Origin of the sequence: Xanthomonas arboricola pv. populi, assembly GCF_002939945.1 — a bacterium.
Lineage (GTDB): Bacteria > Pseudomonadota > Gammaproteobacteria > Xanthomonadales > Xanthomonadaceae > Xanthomonas > Xanthomonas arboricola_A.
Genome location: NZ_MDEB01000006.1, coordinates 59,566 through 85,522, shown reverse-complemented (window position 1 = coordinate 85,522; position 25,957 = coordinate 59,566). Strand labels below are relative to the sequence as shown.

Annotated in this window: 22 protein-coding genes and 1 pseudogene; 7 read left to right on the top strand and 16 right to left on the bottom strand. The window is 67.6% G+C overall.

Annotated elements, in window-relative coordinates; translation table 11 throughout:
• Positions 1–253: 253 nt before the first annotated feature.
• The gene (gene cls, locus XaplCFBP3123_RS15690; RefSeq protein WP_104534880.1) at positions 254–1,672 is read right to left on the bottom strand and encodes a cardiolipin synthase; all 1,419 of its coding nucleotides are present in this window, start codon (positions 1,670–1,672) and stop codon (positions 254–256) included.
• Positions 1,673–1,685: 13 nt separating this feature from the next.
• The gene (locus XaplCFBP3123_RS15685; RefSeq protein ID WP_104534879.1) at positions 1,686–2,996 is read right to left on the bottom strand and encodes a LysR substrate-binding domain-containing protein; all 1,311 of its coding nucleotides are present in this window, start codon (positions 2,994–2,996) and stop codon (positions 1,686–1,688) included.
• Between the two features lie 101 nt (positions 2,997–3,097).
• On the opposite strand from XaplCFBP3123_RS15685, the gene XaplCFBP3123_RS15680 reads away from it, so the two are divergent.
• The 3 genes from XaplCFBP3123_RS15680 to XaplCFBP3123_RS15670 all read left to right on the top strand — a co-directional run bounded on the left by XaplCFBP3123_RS15680 (position 3,098) and on the right by XaplCFBP3123_RS15670 (position 6,074).
• Positions 3,098–3,769 (top strand): 4-carboxy-4-hydroxy-2-oxoadipate aldolase/oxaloacetate decarboxylase, encoded by a 672-nt coding sequence (locus XaplCFBP3123_RS15680; RefSeq protein WP_104534878.1) that lies wholly within the window; start codon positions 3,098–3,100, stop codon positions 3,767–3,769.
• Positions 3,762–4,817, top strand: coding sequence for a 4-oxalomesaconate tautomerase (locus tag XaplCFBP3123_RS15675; protein ID WP_104534877.1), 1,056 nt, complete (start codon positions 3,762–3,764; stop codon positions 4,815–4,817). Before XaplCFBP3123_RS15680 ends, XaplCFBP3123_RS15675 begins: the two co-directional genes overlap by 8 nt.
• A 234-nt stretch (positions 4,818–5,051) precedes the next feature.
• Complete coding sequence (locus tag XaplCFBP3123_RS15670; RefSeq protein WP_104534876.1) at positions 5,052–6,074, top strand: amidohydrolase family protein; 1,023 nt, start codon at positions 5,052–5,054, stop codon at positions 6,072–6,074.
• A 270-nt stretch (positions 6,075–6,344) separates the two neighbouring features.
• On the opposite strand, the gene rpmG is transcribed toward XaplCFBP3123_RS15670, so the two are convergent.
• The 8 genes from rpmG to rsmG all read right to left on the bottom strand — a co-directional run bounded on the left by rpmG (position 6,345) and on the right by rsmG (position 16,731).
• Entirely contained in the window at positions 6,345–6,512 is a 168-nt protein-coding gene (gene rpmG / locus XaplCFBP3123_RS15665) for a 50S ribosomal protein L33 (protein ID WP_002809462.1), read from the bottom strand.
• Positions 6,513–6,525: 13 nt separating this feature from the next.
• Complete coding sequence (gene rpmB, locus XaplCFBP3123_RS15660) at positions 6,526–6,762, bottom strand: 50S ribosomal protein L28 (RefSeq protein WP_002809459.1); 237 nt, start codon at positions 6,760–6,762, stop codon at positions 6,526–6,528.
• 322 nt (positions 6,763–7,084) lie between these two features.
• Positions 7,085–10,279, bottom strand: a complete 3,195-nt coding sequence (locus tag XaplCFBP3123_RS15655) for an efflux RND transporter permease subunit (protein ID WP_104534875.1) — start codon at positions 10,277–10,279, stop codon at positions 7,085–7,087.
• Between the two features lie 141 nt (positions 10,280–10,420).
• A complete protein-coding gene (locus tag XaplCFBP3123_RS15650; protein ID WP_104534874.1) occupies positions 10,421–11,683 on the bottom strand; it encodes an efflux RND transporter periplasmic adaptor subunit in 1,263 nt (420 codons plus the stop codon).
• 209 nt (positions 11,684–11,892) lie between these two features.
• On the bottom strand, positions 11,893–13,164 hold the full coding sequence (locus tag XaplCFBP3123_RS15645) for a TolC family protein (protein WP_104534873.1): 1,272 nt from the start codon (positions 13,162–13,164) through the stop codon (positions 11,893–11,895).
• Between the two features lie 55 nt (positions 13,165–13,219).
• Complete coding sequence (locus tag XaplCFBP3123_RS15640) at positions 13,220–13,609, bottom strand: hypothetical protein (protein ID WP_104534872.1); 390 nt, start codon at positions 13,607–13,609, stop codon at positions 13,220–13,222.
• 270 nt (positions 13,610–13,879) lie between these two features.
• A complete protein-coding gene (locus XaplCFBP3123_RS15635) occupies positions 13,880–15,700 on the bottom strand; it encodes a DUF885 domain-containing protein (protein WP_104534871.1) in 1,821 nt (606 codons plus the stop codon).
• 392 nt (positions 15,701–16,092) lie between these two features.
• The gene (gene rsmG, locus XaplCFBP3123_RS15630) at positions 16,093–16,731 is read right to left on the bottom strand and encodes a 16S rRNA (guanine(527)-N(7))-methyltransferase RsmG (protein WP_104534870.1); all 639 of its coding nucleotides are present in this window, start codon (positions 16,729–16,731) and stop codon (positions 16,093–16,095) included.
• A 163-nt stretch (positions 16,732–16,894) separates the two neighbouring features.
• Here rsmG and XaplCFBP3123_RS21725 point away from each other — a divergent pair.
• Positions 16,895–17,131: pseudogene (locus XaplCFBP3123_RS21725) on the top strand (alkaline phosphatase D family protein); the annotation flags it as partial.
• Positions 17,132–17,325: 194 nt separating this feature from the next.
• The gene (locus XaplCFBP3123_RS15620; RefSeq protein WP_104534869.1) at positions 17,326–18,912 is read left to right on the top strand and encodes an alkaline phosphatase D family protein; all 1,587 of its coding nucleotides are present in this window, start codon (positions 17,326–17,328) and stop codon (positions 18,910–18,912) included.
• 110 nt (positions 18,913–19,022) lie between these two features.
• Here the strand turns inward: XaplCFBP3123_RS15620 and XaplCFBP3123_RS15615 are convergent, their stop codons facing one another.
• Complete coding sequence (locus XaplCFBP3123_RS15615) at positions 19,023–19,619, bottom strand: 4'-phosphopantetheinyl transferase family protein (protein ID WP_104534868.1); 597 nt, start codon at positions 19,617–19,619, stop codon at positions 19,023–19,025.
• Between the two features lie 126 nt (positions 19,620–19,745).
• Here XaplCFBP3123_RS15615 and XaplCFBP3123_RS15610 point away from each other — a divergent pair, with 126 nt between their 5' ends.
• The gene (locus tag XaplCFBP3123_RS15610; protein WP_016901812.1) at positions 19,746–19,997 is read left to right on the top strand and encodes a GlsB/YeaQ/YmgE family stress response membrane protein; all 252 of its coding nucleotides are present in this window, start codon (positions 19,746–19,748) and stop codon (positions 19,995–19,997) included.
• A gap of 55 nt (positions 19,998–20,052) precedes the next feature.
• Here XaplCFBP3123_RS15610 and XaplCFBP3123_RS15605 read toward each other — a convergent pair whose 3' ends face one another.
• Together XaplCFBP3123_RS15605 and xth are read right to left on the bottom strand one after the other, a co-directional pair.
• A complete protein-coding gene (locus XaplCFBP3123_RS15605; RefSeq protein ID WP_104534867.1) occupies positions 20,053–20,490 on the bottom strand; it encodes a GFA family protein in 438 nt (145 codons plus the stop codon).
• The gene (gene xth, locus XaplCFBP3123_RS15600; protein ID WP_104534866.1) at positions 20,487–21,266 is read right to left on the bottom strand and encodes an exodeoxyribonuclease III; all 780 of its coding nucleotides are present in this window, start codon (positions 21,264–21,266) and stop codon (positions 20,487–20,489) included. Before xth ends, XaplCFBP3123_RS15605 begins: the two co-directional genes overlap by 4 nt.
• A gap of 377 nt (positions 21,267–21,643) precedes the next feature.
• Here xth and XaplCFBP3123_RS15595 point away from each other — a divergent pair, with 377 nt between their 5' ends.
• Positions 21,644–22,792, top strand: a complete 1,149-nt coding sequence (locus XaplCFBP3123_RS15595; protein ID WP_104534865.1) for an ROK family transcriptional regulator — start codon at positions 21,644–21,646, stop codon at positions 22,790–22,792.
• A 159-nt stretch (positions 22,793–22,951) separates the two neighbouring features.
• On the opposite strand, the gene XaplCFBP3123_RS15590 is transcribed toward XaplCFBP3123_RS15595, so the two are convergent.
• The 3 genes from XaplCFBP3123_RS15590 to XaplCFBP3123_RS15580 form a co-directional block, all read right to left on the bottom strand.
• The gene (locus tag XaplCFBP3123_RS15590) at positions 22,952–23,539 is read right to left on the bottom strand and encodes a hypothetical protein (protein WP_146091361.1); all 588 of its coding nucleotides are present in this window, start codon (positions 23,537–23,539) and stop codon (positions 22,952–22,954) included.
• A 242-nt stretch (positions 23,540–23,781) separates the two neighbouring features.
• On the bottom strand, positions 23,782–24,570 hold the full coding sequence (locus XaplCFBP3123_RS15585; protein ID WP_253254221.1) for a peptidylprolyl isomerase: 789 nt from the start codon (positions 24,568–24,570) through the stop codon (positions 23,782–23,784).
• 203 nt (positions 24,571–24,773) lie between these two features.
• On the bottom strand, positions 24,774–25,808 hold the full coding sequence (locus tag XaplCFBP3123_RS15580) for a glycerophosphodiester phosphodiesterase family protein (RefSeq protein WP_253254226.1): 1,035 nt from the start codon (positions 25,806–25,808) through the stop codon (positions 24,774–24,776).
• Positions 25,809–25,957 lie beyond the last annotated feature (149 nt).

The window sequence follows — 25,957 nt, the reverse complement described above, 5'->3', positions numbered from 1 at the left end:
GCGTCGCGCGGCACCGATGACAGCGGCCATGCCCGCCGAGAGGGCCGGGATAGCGCCGTGCCGCGCAGACAGACGGGGCCTGCCGCGTGCGTCCAACGGAACGGTGGCACAACGTATCGGTTCAAGCGCGGGGCACGCTCGCATCCAGCCAGACCTTGCTGGCCCAGGCTTGTACCCACCACGTCACCTGCCACCGCAGCCATCACGCTCCAACTGGCACTGCGCGCGCATGGACCGCGCACGCACGCAGCCACTACATCAACGCATCGGCCAGGCGCGCAATGCCCTCGCGACTGCGGCGCCAGGCCGGGCGCGTACGCCATTGCTCCAGCTCCAGCTGGCGTGCGTTGGCCAGGTAATCCTGCTCGATCGCACGCAACCGCTGCACCACGCCCTGGTCGTAACAGAGCATGCCGATCTCGGCATTGAGCGCGAACGAGCGGATATCCAGGTTGATCGAGCCGACCAGTGCAATGTCCTCATCCATGCTCAGGTGCTTGGCATGCAGGAAGTGCGGGCGATACAGCGCGATCTTGACCCCGCAGCGCAGCAGCTCTTCGAAGTACGCCTCCTGCGCCCATGCCGCCAGAATCTGGTTGTTGCTCTCCGACAGGATCAGCTGCACATCCACGCCGGACACCGCGGCGATGCGCAAGGCGCTGAGCAAGGCTTCGTCGGGAACGAAATACGGCGTCACCAGCACCACCTTGCGCCGCGCCAGATGGATCACCGCGTTGATCGCATCGCGCGCGTTTTCGAACGGATACGCCGGCCCGCTGGGCAGCAACTGCGTGGCGATGTTGGCCTCGCATACCGGTGCGTCCGGCCACACGTCCAGGCGCTGCCCGGTTTCGGTGAACCAGTCGCTGGCGAACACCGCTTCCAGATGATTGACCACCGGCCCGCGCACGCGCGCGACCAGCTCGCGATTGGGCACCCCCTCGATGAAGCCGGCCTCGGCCAGATTCTGCGAGCCGACAAAGCCCACCTGGTTGTCGATCACCGCAATCTTGCGATGGTTGCGCAGATCCATGCGCCCGCTGCGGCGCCAGCGCAGGCCGCCGGGCAACACCGCCAGCACTTCCACACCGGCCGCCTGCAGCCGCTTGCGGTAATGGCGCAGACCGCGCTTGGCGCCCACCGCATCCAGCAGCACGCGGCAGCGCACGCCCCGCGCACTGGCGCGCTGCAGCGCGGCGACCACCGCATTGCCCACCGCATCGTCGAACATCAGGTAGTACAGCAGATGCACGCGCTTTTCCGCCATGTCGATCGCGGTGATCAAGGCCTGCAGCGACTGCGTGTAGTCGTCCAGCAATTCCACCGCATTGCCCAGCGTGGGCATGAAGTCGCCCTGGCGTTCGATCAGCGGCACCACCTCGGCGCTGCTGGTGTCCGCCTGCGGGGTCCAGCGCAAGGCATGCAGGGGCAGTTGCTGCTCGCGGATGACCTGCGAGGCGGTGGCCTGGCGTTCCACCCGCACCCGCGACAGCCACGGATGCCCGAACAGCAGATACAGCGGCAGGCCGACCACCGGCACGAAGCCGATCAGCAGCAGCCAGCTACGCGCCGCACCGGGCGTGGTGCGGGCAGGAATCCACAACAGCGCTGCCAGGCGAATCGCCCAGTCCAGCCCCAGCAGCCAGGTCCCTTGCAACCAGTCGGGCAGCATCAGCGATCCGTTCTCAAGAAGGCTCCGATTCTGACGGCCCGGTGCGTGAACGCAACGGGGCGGGCGTATCCATCGGCGCGCAATAGCGAAACGGCCCGCCCTGCGCATCGGCCGGCTGCACGCGCTCGGCGCAGACCTGCCGCAGCGTCTGCACGAACGCCGACTGCGCGCGGGTGGGGTGCCAGTCGCTGCGCAGCGTCATGCCGATCTGGCGGCGCAGCTGCGGCCCGGCGCGGCCGATCTCGCACAACAAGCCGGCGCGGCGCTCGAACAGGAACTGGTCGCGCGACATCAGCGTGAGCCAGTCGCCTTCCAGCAACAACCCGCGGATGGTCAGCTCCGCACCGCATTCGATGCGCAGCGCCGGCGGCTCGATCCGCTGATCGCGAAACATGCGCTCCCACCGCGCGCGCACCGGCGTGCCGGTGGTGGCGATCACCCAGGGATAGTCCAGCAACTGCGCGAACGCATAGGCGCGCCCGGCCAGTGGATGCCCGCTGCGCGCCACAATCACCGGCTCGTCGTCGAACAACGGCTCCTGCAGTACATCGCGTACCGGCAACGGCTCGCGCAGCGCACCGATCAACAGGTCCAGCCCACCCTCGCGCAGATGCGCCAGCAATTCCGCGTACGGGCCTTCGACCACATTGACGCTGGCACCGGGATGCGCGCGCGCAAACCGCGCCAGTACCTGCGGCAGCAGGATCGCCCGCGCCAACGGCATCACCCCCAGCGCGATCCGGCCGGCATGCTGCGAGCGCAGCGCGGCCACTTCGTCCAGGCCGGTGCGCAATTCGGCCAACGCCAGGCGCACCTGCTGCAACAGCCGCGTGGCTACCGGGGTGGCTTGCATGGTCTTGCCGCGACGCACCGTGAGCGGCACCTCGATCACATCGGCCAGCGACTGCACCGCGCGGTAGATCGCCGGCTGCGAGACCCCGGCGCGCGCTGCCGCCAGCGAATAACTCCCCGCCGCATCCACCGCGACCAGCGCCTGCAGCTGCCCCAGCGAGACCCGTCGCTCCAGGCCGGGGCGGGCCGGCAGCCGCAGCGCCCGCCGCGCCACCCCGATGCCGCGACTCACTTGCCCCAACGCCCGCTCGATACGCGGCACCAGCAACTGCGTGGCCTCGGTGGCGACCATGCCGCCCGGATGCCGCTCGAACAGGCGCGCACCGAGCTGCTGTTCCAGCCGCGCCACCGCCTGCGTCAATGCCGGCTGCGACAGATTCACCTGCGGCGCGGCGGCGCTGATGCTGCCCAGCCGGTGCACCACGACCAGGGCGTAGAGATGACGAAGGTTGGGCTCGTGAGTCGACGGCATGCTCTAACTATAAGCAAAACCAATATGCATACCTCAAATTAATCTTGAGCCAGCAGGCGATCGCCGCACAGACTCGGCACACCCCTAACGAGGATGGATGGATGAGCCAGGTCGTCACCCGGATCGAGCGCACCCCGTTGGCCGTCGTCGACGGGCTTGCGCAGGCCGGCGTGGCAACGGTGCACGAGGCGCAGGGGCGCAGCGGCCTGCTGCATCATCGCCTGCGCCCGATCTACGCCGGCTGCCGTATCGCCGGCACCGCCGTCACCGTGTCGATCCCGCCCGGCGACAACTGGATGATGCATGTGGCCATCGAGCAACTGCAGCCCGGCGACGTGCTGGTGGTCGCACCGACCAGCGCCTGTTGCGACGGCTATTTCGGCGACCTGCTGGCCACCTCGGCGCAGGCGCGCGGCTGCCGCGGACTGATCATCGATGCGGGGGTACGCGATGTGCGCGAGCTCACAGCGATGCAGTTCCCCGCCTGGAGCCGCGCCATCTGCGCGCAGGGCACCATCAAGGAGACGCTGGGCTCGGTCAATGTGCCGCTGGTCTGCGCCGACGCGCTGGTGCAACCGGGCGATGTGGTGGTGGCCGACGACGATGGCGTGTGCGTGGTGCCACGTGCCAGCGCTGCCGCCGTACTGGCCGAAGCGCAGGCACGTGAAGCGCGCGAACTGCTCAAACGCGAGCGCCTGGCACGCGGCGAACTGGGCCTGGACATCTACGCCATGCGCGAGCGCCTGGCGGCCAAGGGCCTGCGCTATGTCTGAGCCCGTACGCGCGATGTGGATGCGCGGCGGCACCTCCAAGGGCGGCTTTTTCCTGGCCGACGAGTTGCCTGGCGAGCGCGCTGCACGCGACGCCTTCCTGCTGCGCGCCTACGGCTCGCCGGATGTCCGCCAGATCGACGGCATGGGCGGCGCCGACCCGCTGACCTCCAAGGTCGCAGTGGTGTCGCGCTCGGCGCGCGCCGATGCCGACGTGGACTATCTGTTCCTGCAGGTATCGGTAGAACAGGCACAGGTCAGCGACGCACAGAACTGCGGCAACATGCTGGCCGGCGTTGCGCCGTTCGCGCTGGAACGCGGCTTGTTGCCGGCACGCGATGGCCAAACCGAGGTGCGCATCTTCATGCGCAACACCGGCACGCTGGCCACCGCCAGCGTGCAGACGCCCGGCGGCCAGGTGCGCTACGACGGCGACGCCCGCATCGACGGCGTGCCCGGCACCGCTGCGCCGATTGCGCTGGCGTTTGCCGACATCGCCGGCTCCTCGTGTGGCGCCTTGCTGCCGACCGGCAACCGTGTCGACACCCTGGAGGGCGTGGAGGCCACGCTGATCGACAACGGCATGCCCTGCGTGGTGCTGCGCGCCAGCGATCTCGGCATCAGTGGTTACGAAGACCGCAACACGCTCGATGCCGATGATGCGCTGAAAAGCCGCCTGCAATCGCTTCGTCTACAGGCTGGCCCGTTGATGCGGTTGGGCGATGTTGCCGACGCCACCGTGCCGAAGATGATGCTGGTCGCCGCACCGCGCCACGGCGGCGCGATCAGCGTGCGCTCGTTCATTCCGCACCGCTGCCACGCCTCGATCGGCGTACTCGGCGCCGTCACCGTGGCCACCGCCTGCCTGCTGCCCGGCTCGCCCGCGCATGCGCTGGCGCAGCTGCCTGGCGGCACCACACAGCAGCTGGAGGTCGAACATCCCAGCGGTGCGAGCAGTTGCATGATCACGGTCGATTCGCGCGGCGAGGTGGTGCGCACCGCCGTGCTGCGCACCGCACGCAAGCTGTTCGATGGGCAGTTGTATGGTTGAGCGGATGGATGCCCCACCGGGCTGGATCGATCGCTATCTGCCATGCCAGGCCCGCTCCCTGCGCATGCCGCACAGCGTAGCCGACACCGCGTGTCGCAGCGACATGCGCGTGCGCATCCATGCGCGAACCGCAAGCTACGTGGGCACTTGCAGGTTCCGCGCACCGTGTGGGTCCGCCTCCCGCGCGCGTGGTCGTTTGCTCTTTGATCCCGCCGCCTCGAGAAGACCCTTGCCATGATCATCGACTGCCACGGTCACTACACCACCGCACCCGCGGCGCATGACGCCTTCCGCAAGGCGCAGATCGCCCACTACGACGACCCGAGCTTGCCCGCGCCGGTGTATCCGTCCATCTCCGACGATGCATTGCGCGAAAGCATCGAGCAGCATCAGCTGCGCCTGCTGCGCGAGCGCGGTGCGGACATGACGATTTTTTCGCCACGTGCCAGCACCATGGCGCACCACATCGGCGACGAAGCGGTCAGCCAGGTGTGGACGCGCCACTGCAACGACCTGATCGCGCGCGTGGTGGCGCTGTATCCGCAGACTTTCATCGGCGTGTGTCAGTTGCCGCAGTCGCCGGGCGTGGCGATCGCGCAGTCGATCGCCGAGCTGGAACGTTGCGTCAACGAACTCGGGTTTGTCGGCTGCAACCTCAATCCCGATCCGTCCGGCGGCCACTGGAGCGGCGTGCCATTGACCGATCGCGCCTGGTATCCGTTCTTCGAAAAGATGGTCGAGCTCGACGTGCCGGCGATGGTGCATGTGTCGGGCAGCTGCAACGCCAATTTCCACGCCACCGGCGCGCATTATCTCAATGCCGACACCACCGCGTTCATGCAGTTTCTCGAAGGCGATCTGTTCGCAGATTTCCCGGACCTGCGCTTCATCATCCCGCACGGTGGCGGCGCGGTGCCGTATCACTGGGGCCGCTTCCGCGGCCTGGCCGACATGCTCGGCAAGCCGCCGCTGTCCACGCATGTGATGCGCAACGTGTTCTTCGACACCTGCGTGTATCACCAGCCCGGCATCGATCTGCTGTTCGAGGTCATCGACATCGACAACATCCTGTTCGGCTCGGAGATGGTCGGTGCGGTGCGCGGCATCGACCCGCAGACCGGCCAGTATTTCGACGACACCAAGCGCTATATCGATGCCTTGGCGATTTCCGACGCCGACAAGCGCAGGGTATTCGAAGGCAATGCGCGGCGGGTGTACCCGCGGCTGGATGCGCAATTGCGCGCGCGTGGGTTGTAGCCCTTCCTTCCCTGCGGGAGAAGGTGGCCCTCAGGGGCGGATGAGGCACGTGCGAAGCCCTTGGTACTCCAACTAGTGCGAGTGGCTTCGCCCCGTACCCTCACCCCAACCCCTCTCCCGGAGGGACCGGGAAATGCACGCTGAATAAGGTACGTGCAATCGGAAAAATCATCGACACACCCGTCAAGAACGCCGCGATCGATTCCCACAAACGCAAACACCCGCCTTTCGGCGGGTGTTTGCTTGGATGCAGATCGGGTAATCGGTGGATTACTTGATCTTGCCTTCCTTGTACATCACGTGCTTACGCACGACCGGGTCGTATTTCATCATTTCCATCTTCCCCGGAGTGTTCTTCTTGTTCTTATCCGTGGTGTAGAAGTGGCCGGTAGCGGCCGAGGAAATCATACGAATCTTGTCACGCTTGCCTTTTGCCATGACTGCTTACTCCTCAGACCTTTTCGCCGCGCGCGCGCAGCTCTTTCAGAACGGCATCAATCCCGTTCTTGTCGATGGTGCGCAATGCATGCGCGGAGACACGGAGCTTCACCCAGCGGTTCTCGCTGGCGACCCAGAAGCGGCGCTCGTGCAGGTTGGGCAGGAAGCGACGACGGGTTCTGTTGTTTGCGTGGGAGACGTTGTTACCCGTCTGCACACGCTTGCCGGACACTTGGCATACGCGGGACATTACGCACCTCGATAAATGAATTGCCACCCATAGCCTGGGGAGCGGCGGCCCCGACAGCGCTAAGCTGCCACGCAACGTTGGGAATCAAGAACTTACGCTGGGAACAAGCCGGCAACCCCATCGCGTTGGGTGCCGCCATCCGGAGCGATCCGGGCACAGCGAGCCGCGCATTATGCATGGCAATTCCTTGTGCCGCAAGCACTTAGCCTGCACCACCGTTGTGTGCCGCCTGGCGCCCGGCAGCACTTGCCTACCTAGCCGCTGACTGAGGCTGCGGCCAGTCGGATCCCGGCAGAGGCGCCTGCCGGGATCGTGTCCCGCCTCAACCAACCGCCTTCGTTGCAAGCGGCCCCTGCCGCTCGCGGTGCAACCAGCGATACAGCACCGGCAGCACCAGCAGGGTCAGCAAGGTGGACGAGACGATGCCGCCGATCACCACCGTGGCCAGCGGGCGCTGCACTTCGGCCCCGGCACCGACGTTGAAGGCCATCGGCACGAAGCCCAGTGCGGCCACCAGCGCGGTCATCAACACCGGACGCAGACGGCTCAGCGCGCCTTCGCGCAAGGCCTGCTCCAGCGACATGCCCTCGGCCCGCAGGCTGCGCACGAAGGCGATCATCACCAGGCCATTGAGCACCGCCACCCCCGACAGCGCGATGAAGCCGACGCCCGCGGAGATCGACAACGCCAGGCCGCGCAGCGCCAGTGCCACCACGCCGCCGGTCAGCGCCAGCGGCACGCCGCTGAACACCACCAGCGCATCGCGCAGCGAGCCGAACGACCAGTACAGCAGCGCGAAGATCAGCAGCAAGGTGCCCGGCACCACCCAGGCCAGGCGCTGGCCGGCGGAGATCAGTTGCTCGAAGGTGCCGCCGTAGCCGATCCAGTAGCCGGTGGGCAGGGCGACTTCGGCCTGCACGCGCTGTTGCACCTCGGCGACGAATCCACCCAGATCGCGGTCGCGCACATTGGCGGTGATCACGATGCGGCGCTTGCCGTCCTCGCGATTGATCTGGTTGGGCCCGAGCACGGTGTCGATCTTGGCGACCTCGCGCAGCGGCACCGTGGTCGGTTCGCCACTGCGCCAACCGGCCGCGCGACTGGACTCGTCGACATCGGCGCGCTCGCCATCGCCACGCAGCGGGATCGGCAGATCGGCCAACGCCGTCGGGTCCTGACGCAGGCCTTCCGGCAGGCGCACCACGATGTCGAACCGGCGGTCGCCTTCGAACAATTGCCCGGCCGCCTGCCCACCCACTGCGGCCGACACCGTGTCCTGCACCACGCCGGGATTGAGGCCATAACCGGCCAGCGCGGCGCGATCGGGCATCACCGCCAGCATCGGCAGGCCGGTGGCCTGCTCCAGGCTCACGTCGGCCGCGCCCGGCACCGTGCTGGCGACTTCCTGCACGCGTTGCCCCAGCTCGACCAGCGTGTCCAGGTCATCGCCGTACACCTTGATCGCCACGTCCGCACGCACGCCGGAAATCAGCTCGTTCATGCGCATCTGGATCGGCTGGGTGAACTCGTAATTGTTGCCGGGCAGCTGCTTCACCGCTTCCTCGATCTCGGCCACCAGTTGCGCCTTGGGTTTGCGCGGGTCCGGCCATCGCTCGCGCGGATGCATGATCAAGAATGTATCGGCCACCGACGGCGGCATCGGATCGGTCGCCACTTCGGCAGTCCCGAGCTTGCCGAACACATGCGCCACCTCCGGAAACTGCTTGATGCGTTTTTCCAGCGTGGATTGCATGGTGATGGCCTGTTCCAGGCTGGTGCCGGGAATGCGCAAGGCGTGCAGCGCGATATCGCCCTCGTCCAGGTTCGGGATGAACTCGCTGCCCAGGCGCGTGGCCAATACCGCGCACAGCGCCACCGCCACCACCGCACCGAGACCGACCCAGCGGCCGTGACGCAGCGCGCGATCCAGCAACGGCGCATACACGCCGCGCGCCCAGCGCATCGCGCGGTTTTCGTGCTCGGCCACCTTGCCGCCGAGCAACAAGGCGATCGCCGCCGGCACGAAGGTCAACGACAGCAGCATCGCGCCGGTCAGCGCCAGCACCACGGTGATCGCCATCGGGTGGAACATTTTGCCTTCGATACCGGTCAGCGCGAACACCGGCAGGTACACCGCGGTGATGATGCCCAGACCGAACAGGCTGGGGCGGATCACCTCGGCAGTGGCCTCGGCAGTCAATTCGAAACGCTCATCGCGCTCGAGCACCCGTCCCAGGCGCAGTTGCGCTTGCCCGAAGCGGCGCAGGCAGTTCTCCACGATGATCACCGCGCCATCGACGATCAGGCCGAAATCCAGCGCACCCAGGCTCATCAGGTTGCCGGACACGCCACCGCGCACCATGCCGGTGAGGGTGAACAACATCGCCAACGGAATCACCGCCGCGGTGATCAGGGCCGCACGCACATTGCCCAGCAGCAGGAACAGCACCACGATCACCAGCAGCGCGCCTTCGATCAGGTTCTTGGCGACGGTGACGATGGTGCGGTCCACCAGTGCGGTGCGATCGTAGACCGGCACCGCCTGCACGCCGGCCGGCAGACTGGCATTGGCCACTTCCAGCCGCTGCGCGGCGGCCTGCGCGACGGTGCGGCTATTGGCACCGACCAGCATGAACACCGTGCCGAGCACCACCTCGCTGCCGTCCTGGGTGGCCGCACCGGTACGCAACTCGCGGCCCTCGCCGACCTGCGCTACATCGCGCACCCTGATCGGGACACCCTCGCGCCGATCCAGCACGATCGCCCCGATCTGGGCGATGTCATCCACCTGCCCCGGCACCCGCACCAGAAACTGCTGGCCGTTGCGTTCGATATAGCCGGCACCGATATTGCGATTGTTCGCTTCCACCGCGCGCGCGACATCGTCCAGCGTAAAGCCCAGTGCGACCAGGCGTGCCGGATCCGGGGTGATATGGATCTGCCGCGCATAGCCGCCGATGGTGTTGACCTCGGTCACGCCGGGTACGTTGCGCAATTGCGGGCGCACCACCCAATCCTGCAGGGTGCGCAGATCGGTGGCCGTCCACGCACTGCCATCGGGCTTGCGCGCATTCGGCCTGGCTTCGACCGTGTACATGAAGATCTCGCCCAGGCCGGTCGCGATCGGCCCCAGCTGCGGCTCCAGATCGGCCGGCAGCTGCGACTTGACCTGCTGCAGGCGCTCGGCCACCTGCTGCCGCGCAAAATACAGGTCCGTGCCATCGGCGAAGACCGCCGTCACCTGCGACAAGCCGTAGCGCGACAACGAGCGCGTGGACTCCAGGCCGGGCAAGCCCGCCAACACGGTCTCCAGCGGGAACGTCACCCGCTGCTCCGACTCCAACGGCGAATACCCCGGCGCGGCCGTATTGACCTGCACCTGCACATTGGTGATGTCCGGCGTCGCATCGATCGGCAAGCGCGAAAAACTCCACGCCCCGATCGCAATCAACACCCCCGTCAACGCCAGCATCAGCCAGCGCTGCGCGATCGCGAACCGAATGATGTTGGTCAGCATGACGCCCACCTCCACGCATGATGAACGGGGAGATCGCCGCACCCGTGCTTACCGGGAGCGTCGCTTAAAAGTGCACAAGAGAAGAGCTGTTCGCACGCACGTGCGTGCGGTCGAGGGAGAAGCGAACCGGAAACGCAGCGATCAATGATCATGCGACGCGCCCGACTTCTCGATATCCGCCTTGACCAGATAACTCTGCTCCACCACCACCGCATCCCCGACGGCCACGCCCGACACCACCTGCACCTGCTGCGCATCGCGCGCGCCCAGCGTCACCGGCCGCACCTCGTACACATCGCCCACCCGCACGAACACCACCTCCCAGTCGCGGAACTGTTGCAACGCCCCCACCGGCACCACCATCGCCGCCGGCTGCTGCGCCACCGTCACCCGCGCCTTGACGGCCGAGCCCGGCCGCCACAGGCCGTCGTTGTTGCGCAAGACCGCGCGCGCCACCGTGCTCTGACTGGCCGTGGCCGTGCCCGGCAACACGCGCTCCAGCGTGGTCTGCGCCACCACACCATCGCTGATGCGCGTCACCGTCACCGGTGCGCCGGCGGCGATGTGCCCGGCATCGGCGCCGAAGATGTGCAGATCCACCCACAGGCTCGACAGGTCGGCAATCTCGAACAGCGCCTGGCCTTCGCTGGCGTTGCTGCCCAGGCTGGCGTTGCGGGCGAGCACGGTGCCGCTGATCGGTGCACTGACCGAATACGTGGTCAGGCTCAGATTGCTCTCCACCGTGGCCAGCACCTGACCGGCGCGCACCTGATCGCCGACGTTGACGCGCAGGCTGCGCACCGGACCGGGAAAGCGCGCGGTGGCCTGCGCCTGCGCACCTTCTGCCGGCGTCAGCAGACCTTGCACTTCATGCTGGTCGGCGATGCTGCCGGCACCGACCGGCGCGACCCGGATGCCGGCGTCCTGCGCGATCTTCGCCGCGATGGTGGTGCGGCCTTCATAGCTGGGATAGGCCCAGCGATGCGACTTGCCCTGCACGGTGGCGCGCACTTCCACATCGAACGAATGCGGCTCGCCGACCGTGCTGTCGGCCAACAGGCTGCCGTCGTCGCGCGCGCGCAATCGATGCACTTCGCTGACGCCGCCGAGCCGGGTCAGGCGCACTTCGACAGTGCCGGCGCCGGGCGGCAGGGGCTTGCCGTCGCGATACAGCCAGGCACGATACGTGGGCGGGGTGCCGTCTTCGGCAATCGCCAGCTCCACGCTGTCGCCGTCCTGGCTGAGCAGGCGCCCGCCGTGCGCGCCTTTTTCGGCCTCTTCGCCATGTGCGTCGGCGTCGCCCTCGGCACCGGGCGTTGGGTGGTCGTGCGATTCTTCGCCGTTGCGGCCGCAGCCGCCCAGCAGCAGCGCCAGCAACAGCGGCGCGATCAGAAAACGTGTCATCGAAGAAAATCCTGGTTGGCGCCAACGCCCTGCGTCGGGCGAACGAACGAAGAAGCTGTGTGCCGGATGCTTGAGATGCGCGGTAGGCGCGAGCATCGCCTGGCGACTGCTGGATGCCGACGCGGTTGCGAACGCCGATACCGATACCGGCGCAGCAGATCCGGGCAGAGGCATGCAGGCAGGGCGAAAACGCGCAGCGGACGTCGCACTCATGGCCCCACCTGCGCAGGGCTTTCGACCACAAACGGCTGCCCGGTCAGGCGCTGGATCTCGATCAACGCGGTCTGCGCTTCCAGCGCCGCCGCCAGCTGCTGCTGGCGTGCATCGCTGCGCTGCGCCTGCAGCTGCGCCCAGTCCAGATAACTGGTGGCGCCGGCGCGGTATGCGCGCTCGGCGGCGGCATCGGCGCGCGCAAGTGCGGGCAGCACATCGCTGCGCATCCGCGTCACTTCCAGCTGCGCGGCGCGGTAGCGGCCATGCGCGTCGGCCAGCGTGGTGTAGAGCACCAATGCCTGCGATTGGCGTTCGATCTCCAGCAACGACAGCTCCGCTTCGGCGGCGCGGATTTCCGGTTGCGCACGCGCAGCGCTGCCGAGCGCCAGCGAGACGCTGCCGAGCAGTGCGGTGGCGTCGTTGGCTTCGAGCCGGCGCACGCCCACCTGCCAGTCCAGATCCGGGCGCGCCTGGCTGCGCGCCAGGCGCACCCGCGCCTCGCGCACGCGCTGCTCGCCGTTCAAGCGCGCCAGCTCGGGGGTGGCGTCGAGCAACTGCGCCAGTACCTCGAACTCGGGAATCGCCGGCAGTTGCAATGGGTCGCCGGTGACATCGCCGAAGTCCGGCGTGTGCTCACCCCATAGCACCGCCAGCTGGCGGCGTGCGGCCAGCAGTTCCTGCTGCGCGCGATCGCGCTCCAGTTCCGCGCGCGCCTGCAGGGCCTGCGCGGTCAGCAGCACCGATTCGGGCGAGGCGCCGGCCTGCAGCCGCTGGCGGGCGGCACTGACGGTGCGTTGGCGCTGGGCCAGGGTTTCCAGCGCGACCGTCTGTCGCTGCGTGGCCATGCCGATGGCCAGATAGCGCCGCGCCACTTCGGCCAGCACGTCCAGGCGCGCCAGCGCACGCTGCGGGGCCAGTGCGTCGATGCGTGCCTGGGCCAGGGTGCGCCGCGCGTCCAGCTTGCCGCCACGTTCCAGCACGCCGGCCAGGGTGACGGTGAGTTCGGCCTGGTCCAGCGCGCGGGTCGGTCCGCTGCCGAACACGTTTTCCAGTTCGGCGCCGATGCGCAACGGCGGACGCAGCGCGTCGCGCTCGGCTTCGGCGGTGAGGACCGCGCGCTGACCGTCGGCCAGGCGCAGGTCGGGGTGCTGCCGGGCGACGCGCGTAATGGCGTCGTCCAGGGTCAGCACGGGTTTGGGCGGTGCGTCCTGCGCCATGGCGCACGGCACGACCGCAAAGACGGCAAGTGCCGTCAGTCGCAACCACATGAGGGGGTCTCCGGAATCGGGATCGATGGACAGGCCGGCAGCTGCCGGCGATGCATCAGGCAGCGATCGGGGGACGCAATCCGGTCTCGCTCAGGTGCGACCGGTAGTAATCGAACACGGCCACAGGCTGGGCCTGCGAGTGCGTATGGGTGGCCAACGGCAGCCAGGCCAGCGCCGGCAATACGGCCGGATTCTGGCCGTGGCAGTAGCCGCTATGCATCAGGGCGTGCATCAGGCGGGCCCCATCGCGCTCGCCGTCATCGCCTTCGTCGGCGCCGTCATGGCCGTGCGGCGCAGTATCTTCCAGGTGCATCTGGTCGTGCGCCAGGGCATGCACATCGCCCAGCGCGCAGGCCACCGGCGCGACCAGCACGCCCATGACCAGCACCGCCAGCGCCATCAGGCGCAGCAAGGGGCGCAACAGACGGGCGCGACGCAGCAGCATGGGCGCAGCGTATCGGGGCCGGGGCGGTTACACAATCGCATGCACGGCCGGGGCGCGCACCGGCACCGTCGCGTCGTTGGAGCGCACCTGGCCGCGACGCCGTCCCGTCGGATCGCTGGCATCCCGCCGAGATGCCGGTTGCGCACACAGCGTGCGGATCGTCGGTCGCCAGCAGCGATCACCCGGATGCTCCAGGCCGCGGCGGTGCCGGGGTCGGGACGGCCGTCGCGGCCGGGTCCGCTCCTACGTGGAGCGGACCGTTGTGGCGGATCAGGGCGCGGCGGCGTTTGGCTTGGCGTCGGTCGGGCGCGCCTTGCTGTCGGCGATAAACGCGCGCACTTGCTGCTCCAGCACCGGCAAGGTCACCGAGCCCTGCTTCAGCACCGCGTCGTGGAAGGCCTTGATGTCGAAACGGTCGCCGAGCTCCTGTTCGGCCTCGGCACGCAGCTTGACGATGCTGATCTCGCCCAGCTTGTAGCTCAGCGCCTGGCCGGGCCAGGAGATGTAGCGGTCCACCTCGGTGGTGACCTCGTGCTCGCTCAGCGCGGTGCGCTCGCGCAGGTAGGCCAGCGCCTGCTCGCGGCTCCAGCCGTCGTGGTGCACGCCGGTGTCGATCACCAGCCGGCAGGCACGCCACATTTCATAGGTGAGCCGACCGAACTCCTCGTATGGAGTCTCGTAGATGCCCATCTCCTGTCCGAGCTTTTCGGTGTACAGCGCCCAGCCTTCGCCATAGGCGGAGATGTAGTTTTCGCGGCGAAACGCTGGCTGGTCGCCCTGCTCCAGCGCCAGCGAGCCCTGCAGCGAATGCCCGGGCGAGGACTCGTGCAGGGTCAGCGCCGGCAGGTTGTACAACGGCCGCGATGGCAGGTTGTAGGTGTTGACCCAGTAGGTGGTGGCGCCACCGCGGCCGGCGGTCCAGAACGGGGCGATATCGTCCGGCACCGGCTTGATGGTGAAGCGCCCGCGCGGCAGCGTGCCGATGAACTTGCCGACCTGCCCGTCCACGCGCTTGGAGATCCACGCGGCGCGATCGAGCAGGTCCTGCGGGGTCTTGGCGTAGAACTGCGGGTCGGTGCGCAGGAAGGTCAGGAACTGCGCAAAGCTGCCCTTGAAGCCAACCTGCCGGATGATCGCGTCCATCTGCGCCTGGATGCGCGCCACCTCGTCCAGGCCGATCTGGTGGATCTGCTCCGGGGTCAGGTCCAGCGTGGTGTATTCGCGGATCTGCTGGCGATAGAACGCCTTGCCGTCGGGCAGCGCTTCGGCCGCCAGCGTGGTGCGCGCCTTGGGCATGTACTCGTCGCGGAAAAAGCTCAGCAGCCTGGCGTAGGCCGGCAGCACGGCCGTGCTGAGCGCGGCCTTGGCCTGTTCGCGCAACTGCGCCTGTTCGGCGGCGGGGATCTGCGCCGGCAGCTGCTTGAACGGCGCGTAGAAGCTGGACGCGGTGGGGTCCCTGACATCGGCCACGGTGGCGATGGAGACGTCGCGGCCATCCAGCACCGCGCGCGGCACGCTGAACCCGCGCGCCAGGCCGGCGCGCATGTTGGCGGTTTGCTGGTCGAAGTAGCGCGGCACGTCGTTGAGGCGCGCGATATAGGCGCGGTACTCGGCAGCGGTCTTCATCGGCCGCTGCGCCATGAAGCCGAGATTGGACCAGAACGAGCTGTCCGAATTGAACGGCATCTCGTACAGGCGCAGGCGCACTTCGGCGGCGAGGTTTTCCACCTGCGGGCGGTAGATGGCGTAGTTGACCTGGTTGGTGGGCGAGAGCTGTTTCGGGTCGATGCCGTCGAGCTGCTTGAGCACGCCGTCCCATACCGCCAGGCGCGCCTGCTGCGCGGCCGGGCCGACATCGGGCAGGCGGGTATTGTCGCCGGTGGTGTCGCTGTCTTCGTCGGCCTGGCCGGTCTCGGCCTGGCGCCAGCTCCACTCTTTTTGGTAGATGGCGCGGAAGCGCGCATCGGCGGGGCGCTCGGCGGTCAGCGTGGCGGGAGCCACTGGTGCCGGTGCGGCGGCCTGCGCCGAGGTGGCGGCGAAGCTTGCGCCCAGCAGGGCGAGCGAAAGTGCGGCGGCGAGAGGAGATGTCACGTGCGGGCGGCCTGCGTTCGGATCGAACGTTCGATCATGGCAGCCCGGGCGGCAGCTGCCATGGGCCGGAAGTCCCAGCGCGGGTTGGCGCCGTGGTGTGGCTGGAGTAGCGGCCGCTGCCCCCATCCGCCCTGCGGGCACCTTCCCCCGCAGGCGGGGGAAGGGACTTGGTGGGTTGCCGAAGGTTTTTCGGTCATCCCTCAGACGGGTCAGTCACCTCTCCGACGGGGCGGTCATCCCTCAGACGGGTCGGTCACCTCTCCGACGGGTGGAGCGGCTGACGTTCTTGACGAGGGCAGTGTTCAACCCGCCTGTTATGTTGAACTCCCTCTCCCGCATGCGGGAGAGGGCCGGGGTGAGGGCCGCTTGAGATCGATCGGCGTGGCCTCGGCTCAGGCCTTGCGCACCACCACCAGATGCCGCTCGCCATCCAGGCCGGGCACCTGCAGCGGATGCACCTCGCCTACTGTCCAGCCGGCGGGCAGGGCGGCGATCTCTTCGTGCGGGTAGATGCCCTTCATCGCCAGCAGGCTGCCGCCCGGGCGCAGCAGGTGGCCGCCGACGTCAATGATGCCGGCCAGCGTATCCAGCGCCCGCGCGGTGAGGTGGTCATAGGCGGCCGGTTCGTCCAGCGCCTCGGCGCGCGACTCGGCCACCCGTGCGTTGCCCAGCGCCAGCTGGCGCAGCGCCTCGCGCATGAAGCGGGCCTTCTTGCCGTTGCTTTCCACCAGGGTCACCTGCAGCAGCGGGCGGGTGATCGCCAGCGGGATGCCCGGCAGGCCGGGGCCGGTGCCCAGATCGGCCAGCGTGCCGCTGACGATGTAGGGCTGCATGGCCAGCGAATCGAGCAGATGGCGGGTGACCATCTCGCGCGGGTCGCGCACGGCGGTGAGGTTGTAGGTCTTGTTCCAACGCACCAGCAGCGTCAGATAGCGCAACAGCGGCGCGGCAAACGCCGCATCCAGGGATTGGGCCTGCAGGCCGTTGGCCAGCGCGGCGGCTACATCGGGGGGAAGTGCGGCATCGTTCATGGCGCGATTATCGCAGCTGGTGTGGCGTGCAGGTGCGTGCCACGCAGGCTGGCGATGCGTGGCGTGGGTGCGTGGAGCCATGCGGCCATGTAGCCGTGAGGGGCGAGTGGGTGCGTGGGTGGAATCACCCGCTGCTGTGGCGCACCCTGTCTCCGCCATCCGCCACCGCGCCTTCTACGAACGCTTCCCGCTGCGCGCACGCAGTCGCCCGCATGGTGCCGACATGCGCATCTACCAGGCGCTGGGCTACGGCTGGCCGGCGCGCTTCTACCTGCTCGACGGCGGTCGGTACCGCAGTGGACACCCCTGCCCGCAGGCCAATGGCTGGCGCGGCGGCCATATGGTGGACGACAGCTGCCGCGAACGCGCCGACCCACGCCGCAGCATGCTCGGCCGGGAATTCGCCGACCTCCACGACAGTGGCAGCACGCGTGAACCGCTCTGCCACGACCTCGCCGCGCGCATAATTTCTCTGCGCAACGATGTGCCTGCATCCATCACCACAGGCCGAGCGCTTCTTGCAGCGCAATGGACACGCGCCGGTAAGACGGCGGCGCTATATCTGGGCGCCGCTGCCAGACGTTCGAGAATGCCATGACCGCCTCCGATCCCGCCCGCCGCCGCGTGTTGCAAGGGTTGGGTGCCGGCCTGTTGCTGCCGGCCACCGCCGGTTGGTGCACGCGCAGTCTGGCTGCGCCGTCCGGGCGGCCGCTCATCACCGATGGAGTGCAGAGCGGCGATGTCGTGGATGGCCGGGCGCTGCTGTGGAGCCGCTGCGATCGGCCGGCGCGGCTACGGGTGGAATGGGATACGCGCCCGAGCCTGCGCCAGGCGCGTCGCGTGGATGGGCCGGTGGCTTGGTCGGCGCACGATTTCACTGCGCGGGTGGATCTGGGCGCAGTGCCGCGCGATCAGGACATCTTCTACCGGGTGCGCTTCGAAGATGCCGACAACGGCGTCTTGAGCGCGCCGGTGCACGGCCATCTGCGCAGTGCGCCGCAGGCGCGTGGCGATGTGCGCTTTGTCTGGAGCGGCGACACCGTCGGCCAGGGCTTCGGCATCAATCCGGACATCGGTGGCATGCGCATCTACAGCGCCATGCGCGAGCGCAACCCGGATTTCTTCCTGCACAGCGGCGACACCATCTATGCCGACGGCCCGATCCCGGCCGAGCTGGTCGTCGAAGAAGGCAAGCGCTGGCGCAACCTCACCACCGCGGCCAAGAGCAAGGTCGCCGAAACGCTGGACGAATTCCGCGGCAATTACCGCTACAACCTGCTGGACGCGCATGTACGTCGCTTCAATGCCGAGGTCGCGCAACTCTGGCAGTGGGACGATCACGAAACCACCAACAACTGGTCGCCCGGCAAGCAACTGGACGCGCGCTATCAGGTGCGCGATGTCGGGGTGCTGGCCGGTCGTGCGCGTCAGGCATTTCTGGAATACGCGCCGATGCGCGGCGTGCGTGCCGATGGCGAGGGGCGCATCTATCGCAAGATCAGCTATGGCCCGCTGCTGGATGTGTTCGTGCTGGACATGCGCAGCTATCGCGGTGCCAACAGCGACAACCTGCAGCCGCAGCCGGGCGCGGACGCTGCATTTCTCGGCCCGCAGCAACTGGCCTGGCTGCAACGCGAACTGGCCGGCTCGCGCGCGCAATGGAAGGTGATCGCCGCCGACATGCCGATCGGCCTGCAGGTCCCCGATGGGCAGGACGCCGCAGGGCGCGCGCGCTGGGAGGCGATCGCCAATGGCGATCCGGGCGTGCCACGTGGACGCGAACAGGAGATCGCCACGCTGCTGCGTTTCATCAGCACAGCGCGCATTCGCAACACGCTGTGGCTGACCGCCGATGTGCATTATTGCGCTGCCCATTACTACCACCCGGATCGCGCGGCGTTTCAGCAGTTCGAGCCGTTCTGGGAATTCGTGGCCGGTCCGCTCAATGCCGGCAGCTTCGGCCCGAATACGCTGGACGCCACCTTCGGGCCGGCGGTGATCTTCCAGAAAGCCCCGCCGGCGCCGAACCTGTCGCCGCTGGCAGGATTTCAGTTCTTTGGCGAAGTGGAGATCGACGCACGCACCGGCGTGCTGACGGTGACCTTGCGCGATCTGGATGGGGTGGCGCAGTTCCGTCAGCCGATTTTGCCGCACGCCGCGGTGCGGCCCGAACGTGCCTGAGATGTTGGTCGGGCCGTTACGGCAAAAGATCCACGGCCGGCACGTGCTGCATCCCGATTCGAAGACAACGCGCTGCTGCGCTGCAGACATGCGGTAAGTTGATCGCCGCCCTATTCGTCCGGCAACGGATAGAACGCCAGCGCAGCGCGGCAGTCCGGCGCAGCCCACCATTCGTGCAACTGCCATCGCGCGGCCTGGCCAAGCGCCGGGTCGCACCACTGCAACTGCAATGCGCCGTCGGGCGCCACTGCGTACGCAAGCCGATGCAGGCCAAACGACAGGCCATGCCCATACGCCTTGAGCAGCGCTTCCTTGGCGCACCACAGGCGGAAAAACAGCGCCTGCTGCGCGTCCGGCTCCAGCCCGGCCAGCAGTGAGATTTCGTCGGCATGGAAAAATCGCTGCGCGATCTCCAGCAGACGCGGGCGCGCGCGGATGCGCTCCAGATCCACGCCCAGCCGTACGCCCCGCCCCAGGCCGACCAGCAGGTAGTCGCCGCTATGGCTCCAGCCGGTGTCCCGGTCGGGCAAGGCCGGTTGCAGCGAAGGGCGCCCCCGCGCGTCACGCAGCAGCGGCACCTGGGCGGGCGCCAGGGTCAACGCCTGGCCCAACAGCTCACGCGCCTGTGGTTCGCCGCGCTCGCCATGCCGGTGCGGGCGCAGCCACAGCTGCACCGGGCCGATTTGCCAGCTTGCGTGCGCCGTCACGCTGCGTGCACCAAGCAGAACAGCCGCATGCGCGTGCGATCGCGCTCGACAGTCACTTCACGTCCATCTGCGTTGAATGGCGCCCATGCACTACTTCCGGTGCAATCGAATGAGGAGTTCGGCAACATGGGCATCATCATCTGGTTGATCGTCGGCGGCATCGTGGGCTGGCTGGCGAGCATCATCATGCGTCGCGATGCGCAGCAAGGCATCATCCTCAATATCGTGGTCGGTATCGTCGGCGCGCTGATTGCCGGTTTCCTGTTCGGTGGCGGTATCAATCAGGCCATCACGCTGTGGACCTTCGTGTGGTCGCTGGTGGGTGCGGTGATCCTGCTGGCGATCGTCAACCTGTTTACGCGTGGTCGCGTGCGCTAAAGACGCGTACCACGCTGGAACATCCAACGCCCGGGCTTGCCCGGGCGTTGTCGTTTCAGCCGCCGGCCGCGACACGATCGGCCGGATGGTGCACCCCGTCTTCCACCGGCACGGCGATGTTCAACGCGTAGGGATTGACGCCGTCCAGGCAACCGACGTTATAGCCGTATTCGTCGGGATTGGAGCGTCGGCGATGATGCGTGTAGATGCCGCACACGCTGCAGAAGTAATGCGCCGCCGCGTGCGTGTTGAACTGATACAGCCGCAGCACGTCTTCGCCCTGCAACACATGCAGGCCATCGAGGGTGACCGAGGCGACGATGGCGCCGCGGCGGCGGCACATCGAACAGTCGCAACGGCGCGGATCGAGCAGCCCGTGCGGCAGGTCCAGATCGATCTGCACCGCACCGCAGTGGCAACTCAGCCGATGCACAGGCCCCAGCGTCACCTCGCCGACCTTGTGCGTGCTACGCCGCAGATGCCGCTCGCTCATGCGCTCGCCTCGGCCAGTCGCACCCAGGCCGGCGCATGGTCGCTGGGACGCTCCCAGGTGCGCGGGTCGCGATCGATACCCGATTCCACTGCGCGTGCGCGCAAGGCCTCCGAGACCAGGGTCAGATCGATCCGCAGGCCCAGATTGCGACGGAATCCGGCCTGACGGTAATCCCACCAGCTGAACTGCTCGGCGGCGTCGTGATGCAGTCGGAACGCATCGTGCAGACCCAGCGCCAGCAGCTGTTCCAATGCGGCGCGCTCGGCGGTGGAGGTGAGGATGTGGTGCTCGTTCCACACTGCCGGATCGTGCACATCGCGCGCATCCGGGGCGATGTTGAAGTCGCCCAGCACCACCAGCTGCGGGTACTTGTGCAGTTCCTGCGCCAGCCAGTCGTGCACCGCGGCCAGCCAGCGCAGCTTGTAGGCGTACTTGTCGGTGCCCACGTCCTGGCCGTTGACCACATACAGATTGACGATACGCACGCCATCGACGGTGGCGGCGATCACGCGCTGCTGCACGTCGTCGAAACCGGGGATGCCCATCTGCACATCCAGCGCCGGCGAACGCGACAGGATCGCCACGCCGTTGTAGGTCTTCTGCCCGCAGAACACGCTGCGATAGCCGGCAGCGGCCAGTGCCGCATCCGGAAACTTGTGGTCTTCCAGCTTGGTTTCCTGGATGCCGACCACGTCGGGTGCGAATGTGCCCAGCCACTGTTGCAGGTGCGGCAGGCGCACATTGAGCGAGTTGACGTTCCAGGAGGCGATCTTCATGGCGTGGCGCGGACCGTGGTTCAAACCGCCAATGGTACCGCGCCGCCCGCGCGCGCTCAGGGCCGTGGGGCGATGCGCACGCCGAGCTGGTTGGCGACCGGGCGCGCGCGCCCGGCATGGCGAGGTTGATTTCGGCGATATGCAACATCACCGGTGCGGCCCACGCGCTGCCTGCCGCCAGTAGCGGATGCCCCGCGCCAGCATCGGTTGGCGCTCACGCATAGGACCAGCAGGCGGAGGCGCGCGCACGGACGGGTGCCCAGACGTGACATGGGATGACCGGAGATGGAAAAGGCCGCCAATTTAATAACGTACTGTGAATTAATTATTTCAGTTCGACCGGGTAAGCTAGGGCCTCCCCCGCACCACCGCTCGCCATGCCGTCCACTGCCGCTGTCGCATTGCCGCCGCATTCGCCGGACTTCGCCGGCTTGAGCCTCAACGAGCGCGACATGCTCGACCGCCTGCGCCTGGCCGGCGTACTCACCCGCGCCGACCTCAGCCGCGGCACCGGGCTGACCGTGCAGACGGCGGTACGCCTGATCGAAGGGCTGCAGGCGCGCGGCATGGTCCACATGGGCAGCGGCGTGGCACGTGCCGGGCGCGGCAAGCCGGGCGTGGCGGTGTCGTTGAATCCGGCGCACGGCCACACCTTGGGCGTGTCCATCGCCACCGACGCGCTGAGCCTGGCGCTGGTGGATTTCGCCGGCCAGGTACTGGCGGTCAGCGAGCTCCCCCTGGACGCACGCAGTGCCGACGCGGTGTTGCTGCAGTTGCAGGCCGGCGATGCGGCGCTGCTGGCAGGCCTGGACCACGCGGTGGGGCCACGGCTGGGGATCGGGCTGGCGATGAGCGGGTTTTTTACCGGTGAGGACGGGCGCATCAATCCGCCCGAACCGCTGCGCGCGCTCGGCGAGTTCGCCCTGGCGCCATGGCTGGCGCAGGCCTGCGCGCAGCCGGTGTGGATGGACAACGACGGCAGCGTGGCCGCCGCCGGCGAAGCGATGCTCGGCGTGGGCCGTCGACATCGCGATTTTGCCTATCTCTATCTCAGCTACGGGTTCGGCGGTGGCCTGGTCGTCGACGGCCAGGTCATGCGCGGTGCGCGCGGCAATGCCGGTGAATTCGCCGGCATGCTACCGGCGCAAAAGCTCGAACGCGCCACGCTGGAACTGCTGCGCGAACTGCTGGCCGACGACGGCGTGGTGCTTGCCGACGTGCGCAGCCTGCTGGCCGCCTACGACCCGAGCTGGCCGGCGATCGAGCGCTGGATCGCGCGCAGCGCGCCGGGGGTGTCGTTGATCGTTTCGGCGATCACTGCGGTATGCGACCCGGAAGCGATCGTGTTCGGCGGCCGCCTGCCGGCCGATCTGGCCCAGCGCCTGATCGCGGCCGTGCAGATCGACAACCTGCCGCGCCGCGGTCAGGCCAGGCCGATGCCGGTGCTGCTGCCGGCCGAAGCACCGGCCGACGCCTGCGCGATCGGTGCGGCGACGCTGCCGTTGCAGGCGCGGTACTTCCGTTGAGTGGTGGCGCGATGCTTGCTGGGTCATCGGACGCGGGCGAGTGCACCGCGCCGCTGGCGATGCTTCAGCACAAGACCGCGTAGCGGCGGCAGACGGGCCCAGCCATCAGCGGCTGGTCACGATGCGCAGACGACGGTGCGACAACCGCACAGGCCTGCCTCACTGCTGTTGGCCAGCGCCCTGACGCGCACAGCAGTGCGCGTGCAGATCGCGGGCCAGTGCAACCACCTGCTGTTCGGTGTGTGCATCCATGTCTTCGAACATCGCCTCGCCACGCAGCGGTTGTGCGTCCGGCAAGGGATGCCCAAACGGTTGCTCGGCGACCAGCCGCCAGGCGTCGCCGTACAGCGGTTCGGCGGTGCCGGGCAGCGGCGAGGACAGCAGTTGATCGAGCACCGGCATGGCGGCGCGATGGCCGCGCATGGCCAGGTCTTCCAGCGCCGCCAGCACCTGCTCTGCCTCGGCATGATCGGCGGCAGACGGCGGCGCGAGCATGCCGTCTGCCGCAGCAGGCGCCTGACGCGCCAGCACGGCGTTTGCCCGCCGACGCAGCAGCTCGATCTGCGCATCCACATTGCCGGCGGCGGCCGACTGACGCAGCAGTTGATCCACCTGTGCGTATTCGCCGGCCCCTACGCGACGGCACGCCGCGCGCTGTATCGCCTGCGGGTCCAAGCGGTTCCCGGTACCGGCGCTAACAGCGTCGCCGAGCCTGTCGACGTGCTCCAGTTCCGTCCGGTCGGTCATGGGCTGCGGCGTTTCGGCCATCAGTGCACAGCGCGCATACCGTTGCGCACGCGCGTAGCGGGCCGCAGCGCTGTCGCCAGATGCAATCGCTAAAGCAGCATGCGGCTCCCCGCCTGCTGCGGATGTCACATGCGCCAGGGTGTCGTTGTGCATCGGCGCCGATGATGACGTTGCGTCACAGCCGCACAGGCCACCGAGCCATGCCAACACAAGCCAGCGTGCATGCGCGGCACGATGCAGGATCATTGCAGGCCCTGACGTTCGCGCTTGTCGGCAGGCTGCGAGGCACTGCCCGATGCAGCGGCATCTTCCAACCGGGGCGAACGCGCCTGCACCAGCTGTGCGATGGCGCGGTCACGTGCTTCTTCGCGTAGCTGCGCCTCGATCATTTCGCCGACGTTGGCCAACGTCGCAACGTGCTTTTCCTCCAGGCGGATCAGGTGATACCCGCCCGGCCCCCGCACCGGCTGTGAGACCTGACCGAGCGTCAACGCGCGTACCGCCGCCTCGAACGGTTTGGCCAGATACAGGCCGAACATCGACGACAGCTGGCCGCCCTCGTGCGCCGTCGCCGCATCGTCGGATTCGGTGCTGGCCAGCTGACCGAAATCCGCCCCCGCGTCCGCACGACGACGCAGCGCCTGCGCACGCGCCAGTGCCTGCGCCTGACTCAATGGATGACCACGACGCACACCGTGGTCGGGCTGCTCTGCAATGAAGATATGGCTGAGCCGAAACTCGTCGAAATCGCCTGGCCGCTGTGCAAAGCGTTGCGCGATCTGGGCCTGCGTGATCGTCGCATCCAGCAACAGGCGATTGCGTTCGGCCTGTGCCAGCACCGTGTCGGGATCGGGGTCGGCGCGCAACATGGCCGCTACCTGCGGATCACCGGCAAGCCCATCTGCCCTGGCACGTTCGGCCAGCACCTCGCGCTCGATCTGCGAGGCAACGCGGTCCTGCGCTGGGTGCGGGTCCTGCCCGACCGGCGCAGCATCGCCTGCGGACATCGCGCCGGCCGACGCGGGCAGCATCGAAGCGACCAGACACGTGACAGTCGTCGTTGCGACCAGCAGCCAGCGCAGACCAACATTCATTCTTGCCGACGTCACTGAAACCACTCCAACATCTGACATGAGTTTTCCTTCAAATAGTCGCATCGCGGCGACCGAATCACATGCAATGCCCGGTGCAGGGTCGCGCCTCCGCACCGGGCACCTCTCATACGATCAACCTGTTACGGTGCGTAATGCGATACGCGTCGGCCGTTGACCTTGAGCACGCGCATGGTGGTCTTCGGATCGTCGGTGGTGATCAGTCCGAAGCGCTGCGACATCAGGAAGCCCAGATCGCCGCGATGGTCGGCGGTATCGGGCTTGCCCTGATACGAGGAGAACTTTTCCGACAGCGTGTAACAGCACGAGCCGTTGTTGTTGTAGAACTTGCCGGCCACCGGACCATCGGGAATGGCCTGGAAGACACCGATGCGCTTGCCTTCTGCGCGTGCCGCATTCTTCTGGCCTTGCAGCAGACCATCGTCCTGCTTGACGTTGATCTCCAGCGTATGTGCATAGCTCTGCCACTCGGCCCGACTGGCCGGCACGTCGATACTCGACAGCATGTTGGTGGTGTAGACCGGGATGGCATGCACATACTTGGAGTTGCCGAAAAATGCGGCCGGATGCGGGAACAACGTGGCATTGACCTTCATCGCCACGACTTGCTCGGGATGGTTGGGGAAGGCGCGCAACGCAGCGGTATGCACGGCGCGTACGCCATCGGCCGTCTTGACGTCGAAGATCAATGGCAGCTGCATGTTGTTGTTCTTCCAGTACGCGAACAGCTCATCCAGGCTGTAGACCTGCCAACCGGTGACGGCGCTACGGTCGGGGGTGAGCAGATGCATCCGCTTGATCGTGGCCAGCGGCAGGCTGCTGACGGCCGGGTTGGCGCCCTGATTGGTTGCCGGGTTGTACTTTCCTCCGCCCACCACTGCATACACGTCGGTGGTGCGGCCGAGATTGAAATCGTGCATCAGCACCGGCATGCCGTCCTGGGTGATCTTGACGTCCAGTTCCACACCGTCCATGCACTGGACGTCGGCGGTGAGCACGGCGCGACTGGAATTTTCGGGAAGCGATGCATCGCCCGAATATTTGCCCCATAGGCCGCGATGGGCCAGGACCAGGGTGTCGGCAGTGAATGTGTCGTTGAGGATTTCCGCCATCTTGTGGGCGGTATTGCCGCACGATGCAGCGGCAAGTTGCGGCATTGCAGCCAGCACGGTCAGTGCGCCAAGCAGGCGGCAGGCACGGGCGAGGGGCTGTGGAACGAGGGTGGTCGGCATGGTCTCTATGTTCCGGTTCGTAGATGCAGGAAGGGCAATGGATGGACGAGAGCCGACAGGTCGACGCCATCGGC

What these genes read in the sequence shown, in the direction of transcription:
- cls (WP_104534880.1), bottom strand. Translation starts at nt 1,672, where the DNA reads ATGCTGCCCGACTGGTTGCAAGGGACCTGGCTGCTGGGGCTGGACTGG.
- XaplCFBP3123_RS15685 (WP_104534879.1), bottom strand. Translation starts at nt 2,996, where the DNA reads ATGCCGTCGACTCACGAGCCCAACCTTCGTCATCTCTACGCCCTGGTC.
- XaplCFBP3123_RS15680 (WP_104534878.1), top strand. Translation starts at nt 3,098, where the DNA reads ATGAGCCAGGTCGTCACCCGGATCGAGCGCACCCCGTTGGCCGTCGTC.
- XaplCFBP3123_RS15675 (WP_104534877.1), top strand. Translation starts at nt 3,762, where the DNA reads ATGTCTGAGCCCGTACGCGCGATGTGGATGCGCGGCGGCACCTCCAAG.
- XaplCFBP3123_RS15670 (WP_104534876.1), top strand. Translation starts at nt 5,052, where the DNA reads ATGATCATCGACTGCCACGGTCACTACACCACCGCACCCGCGGCGCAT.
- rpmG (WP_002809462.1), bottom strand. Translation starts at nt 6,512, where the DNA reads ATGGCAAAAGGCAAGCGTGACAAGATTCGTATGATTTCCTCGGCCGCT.
- rpmB (WP_002809459.1), bottom strand. Translation starts at nt 6,762, where the DNA reads ATGTCCCGCGTATGCCAAGTGTCCGGCAAGCGTGTGCAGACGGGTAAC.
- XaplCFBP3123_RS15655 (WP_104534875.1), bottom strand. Translation starts at nt 10,279, where the DNA reads ATGCTGACCAACATCATTCGGTTCGCGATCGCGCAGCGCTGGCTGATG.
- XaplCFBP3123_RS15650 (WP_104534874.1), bottom strand. Translation starts at nt 11,683, where the DNA reads ATGACACGTTTTCTGATCGCGCCGCTGTTGCTGGCGCTGCTGCTGGGC.
- XaplCFBP3123_RS15645 (WP_104534873.1), bottom strand. Translation starts at nt 13,164, where the DNA reads ATGTGGTTGCGACTGACGGCACTTGCCGTCTTTGCGGTCGTGCCGTGC.
- XaplCFBP3123_RS15640 (WP_104534872.1), bottom strand. Translation starts at nt 13,609, where the DNA reads ATGCTGCTGCGTCGCGCCCGTCTGTTGCGCCCCTTGCTGCGCCTGATG.
- rsmG (WP_104534870.1), bottom strand. Translation starts at nt 16,731, where the DNA reads ATGAACGATGCCGCACTTCCCCCCGATGTAGCCGCCGCGCTGGCCAAC.
- XaplCFBP3123_RS15620 (WP_104534869.1), top strand. Translation starts at nt 17,326, where the DNA reads ATGACCGCCTCCGATCCCGCCCGCCGCCGCGTGTTGCAAGGGTTGGGT.
- XaplCFBP3123_RS15610 (WP_016901812.1), top strand. Translation starts at nt 19,746, where the DNA reads ATGGGCATCATCATCTGGTTGATCGTCGGCGGCATCGTGGGCTGGCTG.
- XaplCFBP3123_RS15605 (WP_104534867.1), bottom strand. Translation starts at nt 20,490, where the DNA reads ATGAGCGAGCGGCATCTGCGGCGTAGCACGCACAAGGTCGGCGAGGTG.
- xth (WP_104534866.1), bottom strand. Translation starts at nt 21,266, where the DNA reads ATGAAGATCGCCTCCTGGAACGTCAACTCGCTCAATGTGCGCCTGCCG.
- XaplCFBP3123_RS15595 (WP_104534865.1), top strand. Translation starts at nt 21,644, where the DNA reads ATGCCGTCCACTGCCGCTGTCGCATTGCCGCCGCATTCGCCGGACTTC.
- XaplCFBP3123_RS15590 (WP_146091361.1), bottom strand. Translation starts at nt 23,539, where the DNA reads ATGACCGACCGGACGGAACTGGAGCACGTCGACAGGCTCGGCGACGCT.
- XaplCFBP3123_RS15585 (WP_253254221.1), bottom strand. Translation starts at nt 24,570, where the DNA reads ATGCTGCCCGCGTCGGCCGGCGCGATGTCCGCAGGCGATGCTGCGCCG.
- XaplCFBP3123_RS15580 (WP_253254226.1), bottom strand. Translation starts at nt 25,808, where the DNA reads ATGCCGCAACTTGCCGCTGCATCGTGCGGCAATACCGCCCACAAGATG.